The sequence below is a fragment of the Pseudomonas sp. FG47 genome, assembly GCF_057809115.1.
The window spans coordinates 43682-64554 of record NZ_JBMDJI010000011.1; the positions used below are offsets into that span (position 1 = coordinate 43682).

At 64.8% G+C, this 20873-nt stretch carries 13 protein-coding genes; 5 read left to right on the forward strand and 8 right to left on the reverse strand.

The features are described 5' to 3' along the window. Nucleotides 1–3 precede the first annotated feature (3 nt). The 3 genes from ptsP (at nt 4) to ACODS5_RS11360 (ending at nt 6610) form a co-directional block, all read left to right on the forward strand. Nucleotides 4–2547 carry a phosphoenolpyruvate--protein phosphotransferase gene (gene ptsP, locus ACODS5_RS11350; protein WP_489108706.1) on the forward strand — a complete coding sequence of 848 codons (2544 nt, stop codon included), beginning with the start codon at nt 4–6 and terminating at the stop codon, nt 2545–2547. A gap of 12 nt (nt 2548–2559) precedes the next feature. Next, nucleotides 2560–4224: an N-acetylglucosamine-specific PTS transporter subunit IIBC gene (gene nagE / locus ACODS5_RS11355; protein ID WP_489108707.1), complete on the forward strand. Its 1665-nt coding sequence runs from the start codon at nt 2560–2562 to the stop codon at nt 4222–4224. 346 nt (nt 4225–4570) lie between these two features. After that, entirely contained in the window at nt 4571–6610 is a 2040-nt protein-coding gene (locus ACODS5_RS11360) for an HET-C-related protein (RefSeq protein WP_489108708.1), read from the forward strand. A 74-nt stretch (nt 6611–6684) separates the two neighbouring features. On the opposite strand, the gene ACODS5_RS11365 is transcribed toward ACODS5_RS11360, so the two are convergent. Both ACODS5_RS11365 and purL read right to left on the reverse strand, forming a co-directional pair. Beyond that, nucleotides 6685–6996, reverse strand: a complete 312-nt coding sequence (locus ACODS5_RS11365) for an NGG1p interacting factor NIF3 (protein ID WP_489108709.1) — start codon at nt 6994–6996, stop codon at nt 6685–6687. Nucleotides 6997–6999: 3 nt separating this feature from the next. Beyond that, on the reverse strand, nt 7000–10899 hold the full coding sequence (gene purL / locus ACODS5_RS11370) for a phosphoribosylformylglycinamidine synthase (protein ID WP_489108710.1): 3900 nt from the start codon (nt 10897–10899) through the stop codon (nt 7000–7002). Nucleotides 10900–11259: 360 nt separating this feature from the next. Between purL and mltF the strand changes: the two genes are divergently transcribed. Continuing rightward, complete coding sequence (gene mltF / locus ACODS5_RS11375; RefSeq protein ID WP_134691722.1) at nt 11260–12717, forward strand: membrane-bound lytic murein transglycosylase MltF; 1458 nt, start codon at nt 11260–11262, stop codon at nt 12715–12717. Nucleotides 12718–12863: 146 nt separating this feature from the next. Here the strand turns inward: mltF and tadA are convergent, their stop codons facing one another. The 4 genes from tadA to ACODS5_RS11395 form a co-directional block, all read right to left on the reverse strand. Beyond that, nucleotides 12864–13343, reverse strand: a complete 480-nt coding sequence (tadA, locus tag ACODS5_RS11380; RefSeq protein WP_134691665.1) for a tRNA adenosine(34) deaminase TadA — start codon at nt 13341–13343, stop codon at nt 12864–12866. Next, entirely contained in the window at nt 13343–14725 is a 1383-nt protein-coding gene (locus ACODS5_RS11385) for a multicopper oxidase family protein (protein ID WP_489108711.1), read from the reverse strand. The genes tadA and ACODS5_RS11385 overlap by 1 nt, the downstream gene beginning before the upstream one ends. A 115-nt stretch (nt 14726–14840) precedes the next feature. Next, on the reverse strand, nt 14841–15620 hold the full coding sequence (locus ACODS5_RS11390; protein WP_489108712.1) for an APH(3') family aminoglycoside O-phosphotransferase: 780 nt from the start codon (nt 15618–15620) through the stop codon (nt 14841–14843). A gap of 137 nt (nt 15621–15757) precedes the next feature. Beyond that, on the reverse strand, nt 15758–16345 hold the full coding sequence (locus ACODS5_RS11395; RefSeq protein WP_489108713.1) for a TetR/AcrR family transcriptional regulator: 588 nt from the start codon (nt 16343–16345) through the stop codon (nt 15758–15760). Between the two features lie 122 nt (nt 16346–16467). Here ACODS5_RS11395 and ACODS5_RS11400 point away from each other — a divergent pair, with 122 nt between their 5' ends. Next, on the forward strand, nt 16468–17670 hold the full coding sequence (locus ACODS5_RS11400) for an MFS transporter (RefSeq protein WP_489108714.1): 1203 nt from the start codon (nt 16468–16470) through the stop codon (nt 17668–17670). A gap of 68 nt (nt 17671–17738) precedes the next feature. Here ACODS5_RS11400 and guaA read toward each other — a convergent pair whose 3' ends face one another. Beyond that, nucleotides 17739–19316, reverse strand: a complete 1578-nt coding sequence (gene guaA / locus ACODS5_RS11405) for a glutamine-hydrolyzing GMP synthase (RefSeq protein WP_134691670.1) — start codon at nt 19314–19316, stop codon at nt 17739–17741. Between the two features lie 77 nt (nt 19317–19393). After that, complete coding sequence (gene guaB / locus ACODS5_RS11410) at nt 19394–20863, reverse strand: IMP dehydrogenase (protein WP_134691671.1); 1470 nt, start codon at nt 20861–20863, stop codon at nt 19394–19396. Between the last annotated feature and the right edge of the window lie 10 nt (nt 20864–20873).

Below are 20873 nucleotides of genomic sequence, written 5' to 3' on the forward strand. Positions count from 1 at the left end.
CGCATGCCCGACAATAACAAGATCATCCTCCATGCCCCGCTCGCAGGGCCGCTGGTGCCGCTGGAACAAGTGCCGGACCCGGTGTTCAGCAGCGCCACCCTCGGTGACGGCGTCGCCATCGACCCGCTCAACGACGTGCTGCACGCCCCGTGTGCCGGCGAGGTGGTGCAACTGGCCCGCACCGGCCACGCGCTGACCCTGCGCGCGGCCAACGGTGCGGAAATCCTCCTGCATATCGGTGTCGACACCGTGCAACTGCAGGGCCGTGGCTTCTCGCCGTTGGTGGCGCTGGGCGACCAGGTCAGCCAAGGCCAGCCGCTGGTGCGCTTCGACATGGACCTGGTGGCGCAGCACTGTGTCAGCCTGGTTACGGTGATGCTGATCAGCAATGGCCCAGGCTTTGGCCTGAGGCAATTGGAGGCAGGCACTGCGCAGCTCGGCGCGGCGCTGCTGGAGGTCGAGGCCACGGCTCGCGAAGCGAATGCCCGGCCGGTCAGCGATGAAAGCGCGCGCGGTCACGCCCGGGTCGCTCATCACGGCGGCCTGCACGCCCGCCCCGCTGCCTTGCTGCGTCAGACTGCGCAAGGTTTCCAGAGCCATGCCGTGCTGCGCTTCGCCGAGCGCGAGGCCGACCTCGACAGCCTGGTGGCGGTCATGGGGCTGGGTGTTGGCGAAGGTGCCGAAGTCGAACTGATCTGCACCGGGCCAGACAGCCAGGCCGCGCTGCAGGCGTTGATCGCCGCCGTACAGACAACCTCGGTCGGTGAGCGCCATGCCGCGCACGCGCCGACCAGCACCGCCATGCCCAAGCCCACTGCCGGGCCCGGCATGCTTACCGGTGTCTGCGCCGCCCCCGGCCTGGCCCAAGGGCCGCTGGCCCGGCTGGACGGAGTCAGCCTGCCGCCCGACAACGGCGACAACGACCCCGCCGCACAGCACCAGGCGTTGAACACGGCCTTGGCCGAAGTGCGCCACGCCATCGACCGCGACTGGCGCCACCTGCCGCGCGGCCAGGAGGACGCGGCCGCGATCCTCGAGGCCCACCTGGCCTTGCTCGACGATCCGGCCCTGCTCGGCGACGCCCGCCAGCATATCGCCAACGGCGTCGCCGCCAGCCATGCCTGGAGCCGTGCCATCGATGCCCAGTGCCAAATCCTGCGCAGCCTGGGCAACCCGTTGCTGGCCGAGCGCGCCAACGACCTGTACGACCTGCAACAGCGCGTTCTGCGGGCCTTGCTGGGTGAAACCCGGCAACTGCGCCTGCCCCCCTCGGCCATCGTCGTCGCCCATGAACTGACGCCCTCCGACCTGCTGCTACTGGCCCGCCACGAGGTCGCCGGGCTGTGCATGGCCGCCGGCGGCGCCACCTCGCACGTCGCCATCCTTGCCCGCGCCCGCGGCCTGCCGTGCCTGGTGGCCGTGGGCGAAGCGCTGCTGGAGCTGCCCGCCGGCACGCCACTGGTGCTGGACGCCGACCAGGGCCGCCTGGAAACCGAGGCCGATGCGCAGCGTCTGGCCGAGGTCCAGCGTCTTGTGCGACAGCGCCGCGAAACCCGCCAACGCCAGCAGGCCGCCGCTCAACAGAGCGCCCGCACCCGCGATGGCCAAGTGATCGAGGTCGCCGCCAATGTCGCCAGTGCCGAGGAGGCCGCCGAGGCCTTGGCCCAAGGTGCCGACGGCATCGGCCTGCTGCGCAGCGAATTCCTGTTCATCGACCGCCCCACCGCGCCGGACGAGACCGAGCAGCGCAGCGCCTACCAGGCCGTGCTCGATGCCATGGCCGAACGCCCGGTGATCATCCGTACCATCGATGTAGGCGGCGACAAGCAGCTCGACTACCTGCCCCTGCCGGCCGAGGCCAACCCGGTGCTGGGCCTGCGCGGCATCCGCCTGGGCCAGGTGCGCCCGGAACTGCTCGACCAGCAGTTGCGCGCGTTGCTGCAAGTCAGCCCGCAACAGCGTTGCCGGATCATGTTGCCGATGGTGACCGAAGTCGACGAGCTGATCGCCATTCGCCAGCGCCTGGACCGGCTGGCCGGCGAGCTGGGCATCAGGCAACGCGCCGAGCTGGGGGTGATGATCGAGGTGCCGGCCGCGGCGCTGCTCGCCGAGCGCCTGGCCGAACATGCCGATTTCTTCTCCATCGGCACCAACGACCTGTCCCAGTACACCCTGGCCATGGACCGCGACCATGCCGGGCTGGCTGCGCGGGTGGATGCCTTGCACCCCGCCCTGCTGCGCCTGATCGAGCTGACCTGCCAGGGCGCGGCGAAGCACGGGCGCTGGGTCGGCGTGTGCGGTGCGCTGGCCTGCGACCCGCTGGCCACGCCGGTGCTGGTCGGGCTGGGGGTGGCCGAGCTGTCGGTCAGCGCGCCGCAGATCGGCGAGATCAAGGCGCAGGTGCGCCAGCTCGATGCCGCCGCCTGCCGCCGCTTCAGCCAGGGCCTGCTGGGCTTGTCCAGCGCCGCCGCGGTGCGCCAGGCCTGCCGTGACTTCACCGCCCCGTCCCACGCCCAACCGGCCGCCGCCGCGGCCCTACAACAATAATCGGAGCGCACCATGTACCAGCACTTCATCCAGGGCCTGCAGCGGCTCGGCCGCGCCTTGATGCTGCCCATCGCCATCCTGCCCATCGCCGGCCTGCTGCTGCGCCTGGGCGACACCGACCTGCTCGACATCGCCCTGGTGCATGACGCAGGGCAAGCGATCTTCGCCAACCTGGCGCTGATCTTCGCCGTCGGCATCGCCGTGGGCTTCGCCCGCGACAACAACGGCACCGCTGGGCTGGCCGGGGCCATCGGCTACCTGGTGCTGGTGGCGACGCTGAAGGTGATCGACCCGAAGATCGACATGGGCATGCTCGCCGGGATCCTCTGCGGCCTGCTCGGTGGCGGCCTGTACAACCGCTTCAAGGACATCCAGCTGCCGGACTACCTGGCGTTCTTCGGCGGCCGGCGCTTCGTGCCGATTGCCACCGGGGTGTCGGCGGTGTTCCTCGGGCTGTTGTTCGGCCTGGTCTGGCCGCCGATCCAGGACGGCATCAACAGCCTCGGCCAACTGATGCTGGAGAGCGGCAGTATCGGCGCGTTCTTCTTCGGCGTGCTCAACCGCCTGCTGATCATCACTGGCCTGCACCATATCCTCAACAACCTGGTGTGGTTCGTCTTCGGCAGCTTCCAGGCGGCCAGCGGCCAGGTGGTCACCGGCGACCTGGCGCGCTTCTTCGCGGGCGATCCGAACGCAGGGCAGTTCATGGCCGGCATGTTCCCGGTGATGATCTTCGGCCTGCCCGCCGCCTGCCTGGCCATGTATCGCCACGCCCTGCCGGCGCGACGCAAGCTGATCGGCGGGGTGCTGTTGTCGATGGCCCTGACCTCGGCACTGACCGGGGTGACCGAGCCGATCGAGTTCGCCTTCATGTTCCTCGCACCGCTGCTGTACCTGATCCATGCGCTGTTGACCGGGCTGTCCATGGCGCTGTGCGACCTCCTCGGAATCCGCCTGGGTTTCACCTTCTCCGGCGGCGCCATCGACATGGCCCTGGGCTGGGGGCGTTCCAGCAACGGTTGGCTGGTGTTCCCTGTAGGCCTGTTGTATGCCGTGGTCTACTACTTCGTGTTCGACTACTGCATCCGCCGCTTCGACCTGAAGACCCCGGGCCGTGAAGAGCAACCCATCGCACAGACCAGCATGGCCGGCGACGCCAGCCGCGCCCGACGCTATATCGACGCCCTCGGCGGCAGCGCCAACCTGCACGGTATCGATGCCTGCACCACACGCCTGCGCCTGGTGCTCGCCGACCGCAGCCTGGCCAACGACGCGACGCTGAAGAGCCTAGGCGCCCTGGCCGTGGTCCGCCCCGGCAGCGGCGGCAGCCTGCAGGTGGTGGTCGGGCCGATGGCCGATGCGCTAGCGGATGAAATACGTGCCGAGATACCTCATGCGCCAATTGCCCCCCCGCTCAGTCCAGACACGCCGGCTCCCGCCACGCAAGCGGTAGCCGTCGAAGATTGGCTGCAGGCATTGGGTGGTCGCGACAACCTGGTGAAAGCGCAGTGCGTGGCGCTAAGCCGGGTACGAATCCAGCTCAAGGATCAGGGTCGGGTCAATTCGGCACAACTGATGAGCCTGGGTTGCCAGGGCATCAGCCAACAGGCCGATGGTGTTTGGCATTTGCTGCTGGGTACTCGGGCCGCGTCACTGAGTCAGGCATTGCACGGTTGATACAAGAAGCAGGGGCACGCCAGCCAGGTGTTGCCCCTGGTGCCCTGTCTCGGAAACAAGCTATTCACTTTTGCCGGCGTCTTGGGCGCCTGGCTGGCGTTGCCATAGCCCTGCCATGGCTCATCGCGGAGCCTTGACCAAACAGCCAAGCCACTCGCCAAAAGAGAGCGTCCTTCCAAGACAGGACACTAGCCCCTACACGTAGGAAAACACTGCACCTGCACGCAAGAAACAAACGATTACGCAGCGAGATCAGCCTGACACCGATGTAAGGTAGTTCTTCCATATTCTGTTACCGCTCACCGAACAGCAATGTTGTCGTCCAACCATTAATGAGGACGCCACCATGAGCGAACTGAACAGCACCTTCGCGCTGGAGCAATTAACCGCGATTGCACGCAAGTACGAAGAATTGGAATTTGTACTGATGTTCACGCCGATCTTCGGCTATGAAGTTCCTGCGGAGCTTTACATCAAATTCCGCAATGCCCTGCTCGCGGACGATGTCGAAAACCCGGATCACCGCGTCGATGAAAATGCCGAGCGCATTGCCAGCTACGACAGCGACACCCGTACCATCAGCGTCGATGTCACCGCTATCGAGCAAGCCCTGGAAGATCCCACCACTGCCCCCAATCTGCTAATTGAAATGCTGGGCGCGTTCGGTCGGCACCTGCATGCCTTGTTCGAGTCCGAGCTCTCTGCGCTGGACCCAATGCCAGAGTTGCTTGGAGCCGAAGAGGTCGGCGAAAACTATGCAGCAATGCTGAGCCTGTTCGACAGTACCCCTGAGACAGGGACTCAATTCGGCCACTACACCAACGCAGAGCAAACCTCGCCCCTGGTGCTGGACCTCAGTGCCGCCCCAGACCTCGAGAGTCTCCTGCCACAGGAGTCAGACACCCCCATCATCAAGCCTCGGTTTGGCGCAGGCACAGGCAATGGCTCAGAGAACTCCTTCGGCCACGAGTCTATCGAACTGATTCTAAAAGATGCGGGTTTCACTGAACTTGAATGCAAGGCGATCTATTTTGGCAACTGGCTGCGAGACCACTCGCAGTTAGTCGACCCGAAGATCATTCGCACGGCAAACTTCAACCGCGAACACCCATGGCAATTACCACGGGAAGCCATCACAAAAATCGTCGATATCTTTGCCCACGAGGAATTCATCAGCCTGCAAGATACCGATGAAGCTCGCGAAGCCTACCGGGTTACCAAAGAAATGCTAGGCGTGTATCGACCGTCCGAGCATATCGACAACCCCACGAACCTTAGCGAGAACCCGGTTGATCCACAACTGATCGATGAGGACTTCGAGCGACTGGTGAGACCCGGCGATGAAGCTACCCAAGTAAACCCACATACCTCGAAAAAGCACCATATCGATTCCGCCGAAAGCTATATGCGTCATAAGCTGTTCGAAGCGGCGGAGCATGGCAAGACCCCAGATGGCATGCGTTGCTTCGGCGAGGCCCTGCATGTGCTGGAGGACTATTTTGCCCATTCCAACTTCGTTGAACTCAGCCTGATCAAACAAGGCCATGACGTTCTGCCATGGACCACAGCGAATGAGGAGTACCGCCATAGCTTGCCGATTGTCACCGGTCTTTTCAGCGCTCTGGATGTCATCGCAAGCATTGTCGAACCGCTTGGCAAAATACTGTTCTCCACGGAAGACCCCAAAGACAAACGGCAACCCGGTTACCGCTCGCGAGCCGACAAAGCCCTGCTGTTAGTACTGTCAGAGCAGGAGGACCTGCGCTGGTACACTGCAATGCGCGCAGTGCTGCTTATCCGCGATGGGATACATAACAACCCACTCGTCAGGTTCAGCTCGAGACTGCTTTGGGCCATTGGCAAGCCAAGCAGGTTGGTCAGCCAAATAATGAATGCCTACTTGCAGAAGGCACTGCTGAAAGTTGGTGAAGTGGTCCATGACCACCAGACAGCACTGGGCGACCCCAACACCGAGCCTGGCGTGGACCCTACCCATACGCAACTGTCCAAGGACCATGACGATCACCCCTTCCATGCACTGGCAGCCCTGCTTGCCCAGTGGGCGGTGCTTGAGGTCGGGCGGAAGATGCAGGCGATCTGGGAAAAGGATGACCTCGAAGCCATCGACTGGATCGAGCTGCAGGACCTGGCCTCGAACTTCCTTATCCATCCCAACGACAGCGAATGGCAAGACGATATCGTTGCTGCCTGGGCCGCCACCAATGCCCAGGCAATCGAAGACGGTAAATCAGCCACCTACTTCGAGCGGCACCACGCGCGCGAGCTGGAGCAGTCCAAGCAACGGGTCAAGGATCTGAGCAGCAACCCAAACTTCCAACCGATCAAGCTCAATGAAAATTTCCGCAATACGTTCCCTCTGTTCTGACGCAACCCAACTGCCTAAGCAATAAAAAAGGTGGGCATCCGCCCACCTTTCTCGTACAACCGAACCAGCGACCCTCAAATGTCCAGCAACTGCCAGACTTCGTAGGCCGGGGTTTCATAGGGATGGCTGTGCTTGAGCGCGATAACGACTTGCGCGATCAGATCATCCGCCACCACCAACTCTACCTTCCATTCCTCGACCACCTCGACCTGACCGGTCTGCCCGAGGTACGGCTGGCTGCCGTGCAACGGGCGGAACTGGCCCTGGCCGAGGGTCTGCCAGGCGCAGTGGTCATAGTCACCGATACGCCCGCCACCGGCGGCGAATACAGCGGCCTTGACCACTTCGACATGGCTGTCGGGGACAAAGAAGGCGAGCTTGTACACGCCTTAATTAACCCAGACCCGCGCGTTGCGGAACATGCGCATCAGGGCCGCGTCTTCCTGCCACTCGTCCGGGCGCCAGGAGTTCTGCACGGCGCGGAACATACGCTCCGGGTGCGGCATCATGATGGTCACGCGGCCGTCGCGGCTGGTCAGGCCGGTGATCCCGCGCGGCGAGCCGTTCGGGTTGGCCGGATAGGCCTCGGTGACCTTGCCGTGGTTGTCGACGTAGCGCAGGGCCACGCAACCCGACAAGTCGGCTTCCAGCAGTGCCTCTTCACTGGCGAATTCGGCATGGCCTTCACCATGGGCGATGGCGATCGGCATGCGCGAACCGGCCATGCCCTGCAGGAAGATCGAGTTGGACTTCTGCACCTCGACCATGGCCACGCGCGCCTCGAACTGCTCCGAGCGGTTGCGCACGAAGTGCGGCCAATACTCGGTGCCCGGGATCAGCTCGTGCAGGTTGGACATCATCTGGCAACCGTTGCACACGCCCAGGGCGAAGCTGTCGGTACGCTCGAAGAAGGCCTGGAAGGCATCGCGGGCACGGGCGTTGAACAGCGCCGACTTGGCCCAGCCCTCACCGGCACCGAGCACGTCGCCGTAGGAGAAGCCACCGCAGGCCACCAGGCCCTTGAACGCTTCAAAATCGACACGACCAGACAGGATGTCGCTCATGTGCACGTCGACGGCGGCGAAGCCGGCACGGTCGAAGGCCGCGGCCATCTCGACCTGGCCGTTGACGCCCTGCTCGCGCAGGATCGCCACTTGCGGGCGCACGCCTTTCTTGATGTACGGCGCGGCGATGTCTTGGTTGACGTCGTAGCCGAGCTTGACCGACAGGCCTGGGTTGTCTTCCTCGAGCAGCGCGTCGAACTCCTGGTCGGCGCAGTCGGCGTTGTCGCGCAGGCGCTGGACCTGGTAGCTGGTCTCGGCCCACTGGCGCTGCAGCAGGCGACGGTCGCCCTTGAACAGCTCTTCGCCTTCGAACTTGATCAGCACTTCAGCGTTGTTGATCGGCTGGCCGATCACCGCGACGCAATCCTCACCCAGGCCTGCGGCGCTGAACTGCGCCAGCACATCCGGCGTGGCGTCCTGACGGACCTGGATCACCGCGCCCAGCTCTTCGTTGAAGAGGATGGCCGCGACTTTCTCGCGCTTGCTGGTCAGGTTGCCCAGTTCCAGCTCCAGGCCACAGTGGCCGGCAAAGGCCATTTCCAGCACGGTGGTCAGCAGGCCACCGTCGGAACGGTCGTGGTAGGCCAGCAGGTGGCCGTCTTCGTTCAGGCCCTGGATGACGGCGAAGAACGCCTTGAGGTCTTCGCCGTCGTCGACGTCCGGCGCCTGGGCGGCCAGCTTGCCGTGGGTCTGCGCCAGGATCGAGGCGCCCATGCGGTTCTTGCCACGGCCCAGGTCGATCAGGATCAGGTCGGTCTCGCCCTTGTCCATGCGCAGCTGCGGGGTCAGGGTCTTGCGGATGTCGGTGACCGGGGCGAAGCCAGTGATGATCAGCGACATCGGCGAGGTGACGCTCTTCTGCTCGCCGGCTTCGCTCCACTGGGTCTTCATCGACATCGAGTCTTTACCGACCGGGATGGTGATACCCAGCTCCGGGCACAGCTCCATGCCGACGGCCTTGACGGTGTCGTACAGGCGGGCATCTTCGCCCGGGTGGCCGGCGGCGGACATCCAGTTGGCCGACAGTTTGATGTCGGACAGCTTCTCGATGCGCGAGGCGGCCAGGTTGGTCAAGGTTTCGCCGATTGCCATGCGTCCGGACGCCGGGGCGTCGAGCAGGGCCAGCGGGGTACGCTCGCCCATGGCCATGGCTTCGCCGGTGTAGACGTCGAAGCTGGTGGCGGTGACGGCGCAGTCGGCCACCGGAACCTGCCACGGGCCGACCATCTGGTCGCGGGCCACGAGGCCGGTGATGGTGCGGTCGCCGATGGTGATCAGGAAGCTCTTGCTGGCCACGGCCGGGTGACGCAGCACGCGCTCGACCGAGTCGCTCAGGTCCAGCGTGCTCGGATCGAACTCATCGCCCAGCTCCGCTTCGCGGGTGACCGAGCGGTGCATGCGTGGCGGCTTGCCCAGCAGCACGTCCAGCGGCATGTCCACCGGGGTGTTGTCGAAGTGGCTGTCGGTGACGGTCAGGTGCTTCTCTTCGGTGGCCTCGCCCACAACAGCGAACGGGCAGCGCTCGCGCTCGCAGATGGCCTTGAAGCGCTCGAAGTCCTCGGCGCTGACCGCCAGCACGTAGCGCTCCTGCGACTCGTTGGACCAGATCTCGTGCGGGGCCATGCCAGGCTCGTCGTTGGGCACGTTGCGCAGTTCGAAGCGACCGCCACGGCCACCGTCGTTGACCAGCTCGGGGAAGGCGTTGGAAATGCCGCCGGCGCCGACGTCGTGGATGAAGGCGATGGGGTTCTTGTCACCCAGCTGCCAGCAACGGTCGATGACCTCCTGGCAACGGCGTTCCATTTCCGGGTTCTCGCGCTGCACCGAGGCGAAGTCGAGGTCGGCGGAGCTGGCGCCGGTGGCTACCGACGAGGCCGCGCCGCCGCCCAGGCCGATCAGCATGGCTGGGCCGCCGAGCACGATCAGCTTGGCGCCGACAGTGATCTCGCCCTTCTGCACGTGGTCTTCACGGATGTTGCCCATGCCGCCGGCGAGCATGATCGGCTTGTGGTAGCCCCGCACTTCCTCGCCGTGCGGGGTGTTGATGCCCTGCTCGAAGGTACGGAAGTAGCCGGTCAGCGCCGGGCGACCGAATTCGTTGTTGAACGCGGCGCCACCCAGCGGGCCTTCGATCATGATGTCGAGGGCATCGACGATGCGCTCGGGCTTGCCGTACGGCTTTTCCCAAGGCTGCTCGAAGCCGGGGATGCGCAGGTTGGACACAGTGAAACCGGTCAGGCCGGCCTTGGGCTTGGCGCCACGGCCGGTGGCGCCTTCGTCGCGGATTTCGCCGCCGGAGCCGGTGGAGGCGCCGGAGAACGGGGCGATGGCGGTCGGGTGGTTGTGCGTCTCGACCTTCATCAGGATGTGCACCGGCTCCTGCACCGCGCCGTACTGGCGGGTCTCAGGGTTCGGGAAGAAACGCCCGGCCACCGAACCGACGATCACCGAGGCGTTGTCCTTGTAGGCCGACAGCACGCCTTCGTTGTGCATCTGGTAGGTGTTCTTGATCATGCCGAACAGGCTCTTCTCTTGCGCCTGGCCGTCGATGTCCCAGCTGGCGTTGAAGATCTTGTGGCGGCAGTGCTCGGAGTTGGCCTGGGCGAACATCATCAGTTCGATGTCGTTCGGATTGCGCGCAAGGCCCTGGAAGGCGGCGACCAGGTAGTCGATCTCGTCTTCGGCCAGGGCCAGGCCCAGGTCGATGTTGGCCTGGGCCAGGGCGGCGCGGCCACCGGCCAGGATGTCGACCGAGGTCATCGGCTTGGGCTGGGCGTGGCTGAACAGGTCGGCGGCGTCTTCCAGCTTGCCCAGCACGCGCTGGGTCATGCGGTCGTGCAGCTCGGCGGCGATGGCCTGGGCGTCGGCGTCATTGATGTTGCCGGCGACGTAGTAGGCGATGCCGCGCTCCAGGCGCTGGATCGACTGCAGGCCGCAGTTGTGGGCGATGTCGCTGGCCTTGGATGCCCAGGGCGAGATGGTGCCCAGGCGCGGCACGACCAGGAACAGGCGGCCGCTCGGCTCCTGCACCGGCACGCTCGGGCCGTACTTGAGCAGACGGCCCAGCACCTGCTGCTGGTCGGCGGTCAGCTCGCCGTCGACGTCGGCGAAGTGGGCGAATTCGGCATACAAACCAGTAACAGCGGGGACTTTCTGGCTCAGTTGCTCGAGTAATTTACCGTGGCGAAAGGCAGAAAGGGCAGGAGCGCCGCGCAGGATCAACATCGTCGGGACAGCCTCAGGAAGGGGTGTGCTTAGAGGCCGTGCATTCTAGCCTAATTCGCAGGCTTGCGGCACCCGCTCTACGCCAATGCTGCCGGGCGGTGGAACCGGACTCCGGGGTCAAAAAAACCACCAACTTTCACGCGGTCCATGTAGGAGCGGCCTTGTGTCGCGATGGGCTGCGCAGCAGCCCTAAATTCACTGCTGAGCTGGGAAAACCCTCGGGGGCCGCTGGCGCAGCCCATCGCGACACAAGGCCGCTCCTACAAAGGAATCGAGCCGCTGCTGCACAGAACCCGCTAGCAGACCTGCCAACCATTGTCGAGATATGGCGCCGGCAGTCCTTTGCGTATACTGCACCCTATGTTCGCCCACTCTGCTTTGCGCCAGCGTTGCGCCAAATGGCTCTTCGCAACCGGACTCTTCCTGATGCTCGGTGCCTGTGTTGAAAAACCCAGCACTCTCGAGCGCGTCAAGGAGGATGGCGTATTGCGCGTGATTACCCGCAACAGCCCGGCCACCTATTTCCAGGACCGCAACGGCGAAACCGGTTTCGAATACGAACTGGTCAAGCGCTTCGCCGACGATCTGGGGGTGAAGCTCGAGATCGAGACCGCCGACAACCTCGACCAATTGTTCGACCAGCTGGGCAAGCCCTCCGGCCCCGTGCTGGCCGCCGCCGGCCTGGTCAGCAGCGAGCGCCGCGCCAGCCAGGCGAAGTTCTCCCACCCCTACCTCGAAGTGACCCCGCAGGTCATCTACCGTAACGGTCGCTCGCGCCCGACCGACGCCAAGGGCCTGGTGGGCAAGAAGATCATGGTGCTCAAGGGCAGCAGCCACGCCGACCAGCTGGCCGAACTGAAAAAACAGTACCCAAGGCTCGACTACGAAGAATCCGACGCCGTCGAGGTGGTCGACCTGCTGCGCATGGTCGACGAGGGGCAGATCGACCTTACACTGGTCGACTCCAACGAACTGGCCATGAACCAGGTGTACTTCCCCAACGTGCGCGTGGCCTTCGACCTGGGCGATACCCGCGACCAACGCTGGGCGGTGGCGGCCGGCGAAGACAACAGCCTGCTCAACGAAGTCAACGAGTTCCTCGACAAATCGCAGAAGAACGGCACCTTGCAACGCCTGAAGGACCGCTACTACGGCCATGTCGATGTACTCGGCTATGTCGGCGCCTATACCTTCGCCCAGCACCTGCAGCAACGTCTGCCCAAGTACGAAAAGCACTTCAAGACCAGCTCCAAGGTCGAACAGGTGGACTGGCGACTGCTGGCCGCCATCGGCTACCAGGAATCGATGTGGCAGCCGGAGGTGACCTCCAAGACCGGCGTGCGCGGGCTAATGATGCTTACCCAGCGCACCGCCCAGGCCATGGGCGTGTCCAACCGCCTGGACCCCCGGCAGAGCATCCAGGGCGGCGCCAAGTACTTCATGCTGGTCAAGGACCAGCTCGACGACAGCATCAAGGAGCCAGACCGCACCTGGTTCGCCCTGGCGGCCTACAACGTCGGCAGCGGCCACCTGGAAGATGCCCGCACCCTGGCCCGGCGCGAGAAGCTCAACCCCAACAAGTGGCTGGACGTGAAGAAGATGCTGCCACGCTTGTCGCAGAAGCAGTGGTACAGCAAGACCAAGTACGGCTATGCCCGCGGCGGCGAGCCCGTGCATTTCGTGGCCAACATCCGCCGCTACTACGACATCCTCACCTGGGTCACGCAGCCACAGCTCGAAGGCCAGGTGGCCGAGGGCAACCTGCATGTGCCTGCGGTGAACAAGGACAAGCCAGCAGAGCAAGCGGCGCCGATGTGATGCTTACCCGCCCTGGGTAGGAGCGGCCTTGTGCCGCGAAAGGGGCGCGTAGCGGCCCCAGGATTTCAGCATTGATGCATGGATCGCCGGGGGCCGCTTTGCGGCCCTATCGCGACACAAGGCCGCTCCTACAGGGATCGTGTCAGCTAGGCTTTCGCCCGCCGAGCCTTGAAGAACTCGCTGAGGATCGCGCCGCATTCCTCGGCCAACACCCCGCCCTCGTACATCACCCGATGGTTGAGAAAACCCTGAGTGAAGAACTGCCCCTGGCTTTGCACGATGCCCGCCTTGGGCTCCAGCGCCCCATACACCACCCGCGCCACCCGCGAATGAACGATCAGCCCCGCGCACATGCTGCACGGCTCCAGCGTCACGTACAGGGTGCTGCCCGGCAAGCGGTAGTTGCTGGCGGACTGGGCCGCCGCGCGAATCGCGACCATCTCGGCATGGGCGCTGGGGTCACTGTCGAGGATCGGCCGGTTGAAGCCCTGGCCGAGCACCTCGCCGTGCTGTACCAGCACCGCGCCCACCGGCACCTCGCCCAGGGCCGCGCCCTGGGCAGCCAGTTCGAGGGCCAGGCGCATGAATTCCTGATCGCGGCTGCGATCGATGATCTGCGGGCGCATCAGACCACCGCGATCGCGGCCATCAGGCCGGTTTCCATGTGATCGATGACATGGCAGTGGAACATCCAGGTGCCTGGGTTATCCGCCACCAGCGCCACCTGTGCCCGTTCGTTCTTGCCCAGCAGGTAAGTATCGGTGAACCACGGCTCGACGATCTTGCGGCGATTGGAAGCGATTACCTTGAAACTCATGCCGTGCAAGTGGATTGGGTGCTGGTACTGGGTCATGTTCTTCAGCTCGAAGATGTAGCTCTTGCCCTTGCGCAGCGTGGCGATGGGGCGGTCGGCGCAGGTCTTGTCGGTGATGTCCCAGGCCTGGCCGTTGATCTGCCACAGGCTCGGCGGCTTGCCGTTCTCGGTGTTCACCGAGACCTTGCCGGCCCATTCGAAATTGAAGTTGAGCTTCTCGGCATTCTCCAGGTCCGGCTCGGCGATGGGGTTGGCCGGCAATGCCTTGGGCCAGTCGCCCGGCGCCTCGCTGCTGGCCACCGAACGCAGGGTGCCCAGGCGCACGAAACCATCGCGCAAGGAGATTTCCTCGCCGGCCTCGGGGATGCGGATCGCCAGACAGATGCGCATGCCCGGGCCAAGCCAGTAGTCCTCGTCCAACGGGCGCGGGGTGATCGGGTTGCCGTCTAGGGCGTAGATCATCGCCTCGCAGTTGCCCTTGAGGTTTAGGCGGTAGGTCCAGGTGTTGTCCAGGTTCAGCAGACGCACCCGCACCACCTGGCCGGCTGGCAACTCGGTCACCGCCTCGGCCTGGCCGTTGATGGTGATCAGACGCCCGGCGGTGCCGTTGCGCGCGGCTTCGCGCGGCACGCTGAAGGACATCCAGGCGCCCTGCTCGTCGACATGCCAGGTTTTCAGGCTGAGGGTGCGCTCATGGGCGAAGCCGGTGGGCTCGCGCTCCTCGACGATCAGCGGGCCGACCAGGCCACGCCCCAATTCCTCGGAACTGCTGACGTGCGGGTGGTACCAGTAGCTGCCGGCGTCCGGCACCCGGAACCTGTAGTCGAAGAACTCACCGGGCTTGACTGGCAGTTGCGAGACATAAGGCACGCCGTCCATTTCCAGCGGCAAGCGGATGCCATGCCAGTGAATGGTGGTTTCCACCGGCAGTTGGTTGATGAAGCGCACCCGCAACCAGGTGCCCTGGCGCACTCGCAACTCGGTGCCCGGTGCCGACGGACCGAAGGCCCAGGCCTCGGTCTTGAAGCCCGGCACCAGTTCGACATCCAGGGGGGCGGCGATCAGTTCGTAGTCGTGCCCGGCGTTGTCATCCTCGACCTTGCCCAGCCAGTAGCGCGCCGCGCCGCCGGCGCCCAGGCCTACCACAACGAGGCCGGTCAGGCCCTTGAGCATTTGTCGACGGGTGAAGGACATCGGTGCGGGTACCTCATTCTGCGCAATCAGTCTGCCAGCAGGCCTGGCAATGAAGGGCGAATACGATACACCTGCATTTGCGAAAGATTAAGTGAAGTCTTGTCGCAGACGGCGTTCAGAAGAACTCGTCCAGCAACCGATAGAAGCGGTTCTTGCCGGGATCGTCCGGCAGACCGTAGGCCGCCAGGAAGGGTTGCACCCATTGTTCGCCCAAATCGGCGGCGATATCCCGGGTGACCAGCGCAAGGTCCTGCCAGCGGTCGGCGATGCCCAGACGGCCGCAATCGATGAAACCGGTGAAACGCTCATCCGCGGCCATCAGGTTCGCCAGACAGGCATCGCCATGAGCCACCACCCGGTCTTCTTCTCCTGGCCGCGCAGCGAGCATTTCGGCGAACACATCGGCGGCGCTGCGCCCCAGGCGCAGCGGATCGAAGTCGTCCTCGTCGACCAGGCCCTCCAGCATACGCGCCTGCGCCAGGCGTACCCGCGCCGCCAGCGCGTGATCGAACGGGCACTGCTCGACCGGCAAGCGGTGCAACTGGCGTAGCGCTTCGGCCACCAACAGCACCGTGGCCCGCGGCGCCTGCGTGGCCGTCGCCTCCAGGCAGCGACCCGGCACGGCGCTCATCAACAGCCAGTGCCAGCCTCGCTCGGTAGCTATATCGATGATGCGCGGCACAGGCTGGCCCTGCTGCGCCATCCAGCGCAGGCGGCTGATTTCGCCGGGCAGTTCGGCCAGCGCGGTGACGGGCTCGGCCTTGACGAACAGATCAGCGCCAGCCTGCCGGCGGACACGCAGCACGGTTGCGCCCGACTTGCCGAGGGTTTGCGCCTCAAGCGCCAGGATGCCATGGGCTTCGCGCCAGCCTTTGGGCAGGTTGCATTCAGTCATCGTTATCTGTGCTCCAGGCGGGTCTGCCTGGAGTGTGGGCAAAAATGGCCGAGGGATCTGTGAACAATCGTATCGGCGCTGACGCAATGACCTGCTTCGTCAGCAAGGCTGGCTTCCACGCGGTCGAGACAGACTATTCATTTACCGGCCAGCAAGCCGTGCAACAGCAGCTCCAGCGCCTCGAGGCTCTGCACCAGGCGCGCATCGCCATCATCCCCTTGGGCGATCCACACCGCGGCTTCGGCCAGGCTGCCATAGATCAGCGCCGCCAGCGCCCGTGGCTCGGCCTGGACCATCACGCCCTCCTCGACCAAGCGCTGCACCACCCGCTGCATCGTCGCCAGGCAGTGCTGGTGCGACGCTTGCGAGGCCCCCCCGAGCACCGCTCGGGCATCGCGCAGCACGATGCGCTGGATATCCCGCTCCAACGCCATCTCCAGATAAGCGCGGCAACGCCGGCGAAAACCGTCCCAGGCATCGTCGGCGCTGTCGGTGATGCTGTTCAGGCGCTGGTCCACCTCGTCGTCGATCTGCGCCACCACCGCCTCGAGCAAGCCTTGCTTGTCGCCAAAGTGGTGGTACAGCGCGCCACGGGTCAAGCCTGCCCGTGCGGTCAAGTCATCCATCGAGGTGGCGGCATAGCCGTGTTCGCTGAACACCCGGCGCGCCGTGACCAGCAACGTGGCACGGGTGGCTTCCATCTCGGCACGCGTGCGTCGAACCATCCAGCGTCTCCTTTACCTACGAATTATCCGATTGCTTACATTCAGAGCGTATGTATATGATCTATTCATACGCGCTGCACGTATTCTCCCCAACTCCAGCTACCGTGACAAGGGACTGAATCATGAGCACCACCCTGGCCGACCCGACGCCCACTACCCGACATGCCTGGCTCGCCATCGGCGCCGTAGGCCTGGCGACCTTCGCCGTCGTGACCACCGAAATGCTACCGGTGGGGTTGTTGACCCCGATCTCCGAGACCTTCGGCGCCAGCGCCGGCACCGTTGCCCTGAGCTTGACCCTGCCGTCGCTGCTAGCCGCGCTGTTCGCCCCTGTAGTGGTGATTGCCGCCGGCAATGTGGATCGGCGCAGGATCCTGCTCGGCCTGCTTGGCCTGCTTGTCAGCGCCAACCTGGCCACAGCCCTGGCGCCAGGCATTGGCTGGCTGCTGGCGGCACGGGTACTGGTCGGGTTCTGCATCGGCGGTGTGTGGGCGATCGCCGGCGGCCTGGCCAGCCGCCTGGCACCCAGGCATGCGGTGGGCCTGGCCACGGCCATCATCTTTGGCGGCGTCGCCGCCGCCTCGGTGCTGGGCGTACCACTTGGAGCGCTGCTTGGCGAGCTGGCCGGCTGGCGCTGGGCGTTCGCTGGCATGGCGGTGCTCAGTGCATTGGCGCTGGCACTGTTGGCCGCGGTACTGCCAGCCTTGCCGGTCGCCAGTGCCATCACCCCCCGCCACTTCATCGCGCAATCCGGCAACCGCGCCCTGCAAGCGGGGCTGTTGCTGACACTGTTGCTGGTGAGCGGGCATTTCATGGCGTTCACCTTCGTGCGCCCGCTGCTGTTGTCCATGTCCGGCTTCGATGTGCGCTGGATCGGCGCCTTGCTGTTCGGCTATGGCATCGCCGGCATGGCCGGCAACTTCCTGGTCGGCCTGCTGGCGCCCACACGCCCGGGCATGACCTTGGCGCTCATCGCCCTGGGGCTGCTGTTGGTGCCGCTGCTGTTCCTGGGTATTGGCCAGGCGCCGGGCGGCGGCGGCATTGCCTTGCTGGCCTGGGGCCTGGCCTATGGCGGGGTGTCGGTCGGCTTGATGACCTGGATGATCCAGTCGGCGCCAGACGCGGTGGAAGTAGCCAGCGCCCTGTTCATTGCCGTGTTCAACGTCGGCATTGCCCTGGGGTCGTGGGCTGGCGGTCAAGTCGTGGACAACTTCGCGCTGCAGCCGCTGTTGTGGCTGAGCGTGACGGTGTTCGCCATGGCGCTGCTGCTGGCCCTGGCCCTTGGTGCACGCCGGGACGGCAGGGTCAGCGACTATTGCTCATGAAAACGCAAAAGCCCGCCTGAAGGCGGGCTTTTGCGTTTAGCGAACAGCGACCGAGGTCAAGCGCTCGATCATTCCCACTCGATAGTGGCCGGCGGCTTGCTCGACACGTCGTAGGTGACGCGGGAAATACCGTCGATTTCGTTGATGATGCGGCCGCTGACGGTTTCCAGCAGCTCGTACGGCAGGTGCGCCCAACGAGCGGTCATGAAGTCCACTGTCTCGACGGCACGCAGGGCCACGACCCAGGCGTAGCGACGGCCGTCGCCGACGACGCCGACCGACTTGACCGGCTGGAACACCACGAACGCCTGGCTGGTCTTGTGGTACCAGTCGGCCTTGCGCAGCTCTTCGATGAAGATATGGTCGGCGCGACGCAGGATGTCGGCGTATTCCTTCTTCACTTCACCGAGGATGCGCACGCCCAGGCCTGGGCCCGGGAACGGGTGGCGGTAGACCATGTCGTACGGCAGGCCCAGCTCCAGGCCGATCTTGCGCACTTCGTCCTTGAACAGCTCACGCAGTGGCTCGACCAGCTTGAGGTTCATTTCCTCCGGCAGGCCACCGACGTTGTGGTGCGACTTGATCACGTGGGCCTTGCCGCTCTTGGCGCCGGCCGACTCGATCACGTCGGGGTAGATGGTGCCCTGGGCGAGGAACTGGATGTTTTCCAGCTTGCTGGCCTCGGCATCGAACACGTCGATGAAGGTGCGGCCGATGATCTTGCGCTTCTTCTCAGGGTCCGCTTCGCCGGCCAGGTTGTCGAGGAACTGCTTCTCGGCGTCGGCGCGAATCACCTTGACGCCCATGTTCTCCTTGAACATGGCCATCACCTGGTCGCCTTCGTGCAGGCGCAGCAGGCCGTTGTCGACGAACACGCAGGTCAGCTGGTCGCCGATGGCGCGATGCAGCAGCGCGGCAACCACCGAGCTGTCGACACCGCCGGACAGACCCAGCAGGACGTTGGCCGAACCCACCTGGGCGCGTACCTGGGCAATGGCGTCCTCGACGATGTTCGAGGCGGTCCACAGGGCTTCACAGCCGCAGATGTCCTGGACGAAACGCGACAGGATGCGACCGCCCTGCTTGGTGTGGGTCACTTCCGGGTGGAACTGCACGCCGTAGTAGCCCAGGGCGTCGTCGAACATGCCGGCGATCGGGCAGCTCGGGGTGCTGGCCAGCACGTGGAAGTTGCCTGGCATCTGGGTGACCTTGTCGCCGTGGCTCATCCACACGTCCAGGCCCAGCACGCCGTCGTCGTCGACATGGTCTTCGATGCCGTCGAGCAGGCGGCTCTTGCCAACCACGTCAACACGAGCGTAACCGAACTCGCGCAGGTCGGAACCTTCGACCTTGCCGCCCATCTGTTCGGCCATGGTCTGCATGCCGTAGCAGATGCCCAGCACGGGCACCTTCAGGTCGAACACCGCCTGCGGCGCGCGCGGGCTGTTGGCTTCGTGGACCGACTCGGGGCCGCCAGCCAGGATGATGCCGCGCGGGTTGAATTCGCGGATCGCTTCATCGTCCATGTCGAACGGGTGCAGTTCGCAGTACACGCCGATCTCGCGCACGCGGCGGGCGATCAGCTGGGTGTATTGGGAACCGAAATCGAGGATCAGGATGCGGTGAGCGTGAATGTCGAGGGCCATGACTCAATCTCGTCAGTGGAAATCGGAAACGACGCGGGGCTGTGTATGACAGCCCCGTTCGGTAATTGCTGGAAGCCTCAGCCTACGCGGTAGTTAGGGGCTTCTTTGGTGATCTGTACATCATGCACATGGGACTCGGCCATGCCAGCGCCGGTGATACGCACGAACTCCGGCTTGGTACGCATCTCTTCGATGGTCGCGCTGCCGGTGTAGCCCATGGACGAACGCAGGCCGCCCATCAGTTGGTGGATGATCGCGGCCAGGGCGCCTTTGTACGGCACGCGGCCTTCGATACCCTCAGGAACAAGCTTCTCGGCGCCGGCCGAGGAGTCCTGGAAGTAACGGTCGGACGAGCCTTGCGCCTGCGCCATGGCGCCCAGCGAGCCCATGCCGCGGTAGGCCTTGTAGGAACGGCCCTGGAACAGCTCGACTTCACCCGGCGCTTCTTCGGTACCGGCGAACATCGAACCCATCATCACGCAGGAAGCACCGGCGACGATGGCCTTGGACAGGTCACCGGAGAAACGGATACCGCCGTCGGCGATCAGCGGCACGCCAGTGCCTTCCAATGCCGCGGCGACGTTGGCGATGGCGCTGATCTGCGGCACGCCGACACCGGCGACGATACGGGTGGTGCAGATCGAGCCTGGGCCGATACCGACCTTGACCGCGTCGGCGCCCGCTTCGGCCAGGGCCTTGGCGGCGGCACCGGTGGCGATGTTGCCGCCGATCACCTGCACTTGCGGGTAGGTCTCTTTCACCCAGCGAACGCGATCGATCACGCCTTTGGAGTGACCGTGGGCGGTGTCGACCACCACCACGTCAACGCCGGCGGCAACCAGGGCGGCAACGCGCTCGCCGGTGTCCTTGCCGGTGCCGACCGCGGCGCCGACGCGCAGGCGACCCTGGTCGTCCTTGCTGGCCAGCGGGTAGGCCTTGGCCTTCTCGATGTCCTTGACGGTCATCATGCCCTTGAGGGCGAACTTGTCGTCGACGATCAGGACTTTTTCCAGGCGGTGCTTGTGCAGCAGCTCGCGGACTTCGTTCTTGTCGGCGCCTTCGCGGACAGTGACCAGACGCTCTTTGGGGGTCATCACGTCGCGGACCTTGGCGTCCAGGCGGGTTTCGAAGCGCACGTCACGGGAGGTGACGATGCCGACCAGGTCGCCGTTCTCCAGTACAGGAACACCGGAGATGTTGTTCAGGCGGGTCAGGTCGAACAGGTCGCGCACGGTGGCGTCGGCCTCGATGGTGATCGGGTCCTTGACCACGCCAGCCTCGAACTTCTTGACCTTGCGTACTTCGCCGGCCTGCTGCTCGATGGTCATGTTCTTGTGGATGATGCCGATGCCGCCTTCCTGGGCCATGGCGATGGCCAGGCGCGCTTCGGTCACGGTATCCATGGCGGCGGAAACCAGGGGAATGTTCAGCTCGATGCCACGAGTCAAACGGGTCTTGAGACTGACTTCATTGGGCAGTACCTCGGAGTAGCCAGGTACAAGGAGGATATCGTCGAAGGTCAGGGCTTCTTGGCTGATACGCAGCATCGCGGGGGCT

Bases quoted from the DNA above. Each gene is read 5' to 3' on its own strand.
- ACODS5_RS11400 (WP_489108714.1), top strand. From the start codon at position 16,468: ATGAGCACCACCCTGGCCGACCCGACGCCCACTACCCGACATGCCTGG.
- purL (WP_489108710.1), bottom strand. From the start codon at position 10,899: ATGTTGATCCTGCGCGGCGCTCCTGCCCTTTCTGCCTTTCGCCACGGT.
- guaA (WP_134691670.1), bottom strand. From the start codon at position 19,316: ATGGCCCTCGACATTCACGCTCACCGCATCCTGATCCTCGATTTCGGT.
- ptsP (WP_489108706.1), top strand. From the start codon at position 4: ATGCCCGACAATAACAAGATCATCCTCCATGCCCCGCTCGCAGGGCCG.
- ACODS5_RS11395 (WP_489108713.1), bottom strand. From the start codon at position 16,345: ATGGTTCGACGCACGCGTGCCGAGATGGAAGCCACCCGTGCCACGTTG.
- tadA (WP_134691665.1), bottom strand. From the start codon at position 13,343: ATGCGCCCGCAGATCATCGATCGCAGCCGCGATCAGGAATTCATGCGC.
- ACODS5_RS11385 (WP_489108711.1), bottom strand. From the start codon at position 14,725: ATGTCCTTCACCCGTCGACAAATGCTCAAGGGCCTGACCGGCCTCGTT.
- ACODS5_RS11360 (WP_489108708.1), top strand. From the start codon at position 4,571: ATGAGCGAACTGAACAGCACCTTCGCGCTGGAGCAATTAACCGCGATT.
- mltF (WP_134691722.1), top strand. From the start codon at position 11,260: ATGTTCGCCCACTCTGCTTTGCGCCAGCGTTGCGCCAAATGGCTCTTC.
- nagE (WP_489108707.1), top strand. From the start codon at position 2,560: ATGTACCAGCACTTCATCCAGGGCCTGCAGCGGCTCGGCCGCGCCTTG.
- guaB (WP_134691671.1), bottom strand. From the start codon at position 20,863: ATGCTGCGTATCAGCCAAGAAGCCCTGACCTTCGACGATATCCTCCTT.
- ACODS5_RS11390 (WP_489108712.1), bottom strand. From the start codon at position 15,620: ATGACTGAATGCAACCTGCCCAAAGGCTGGCGCGAAGCCCATGGCATC.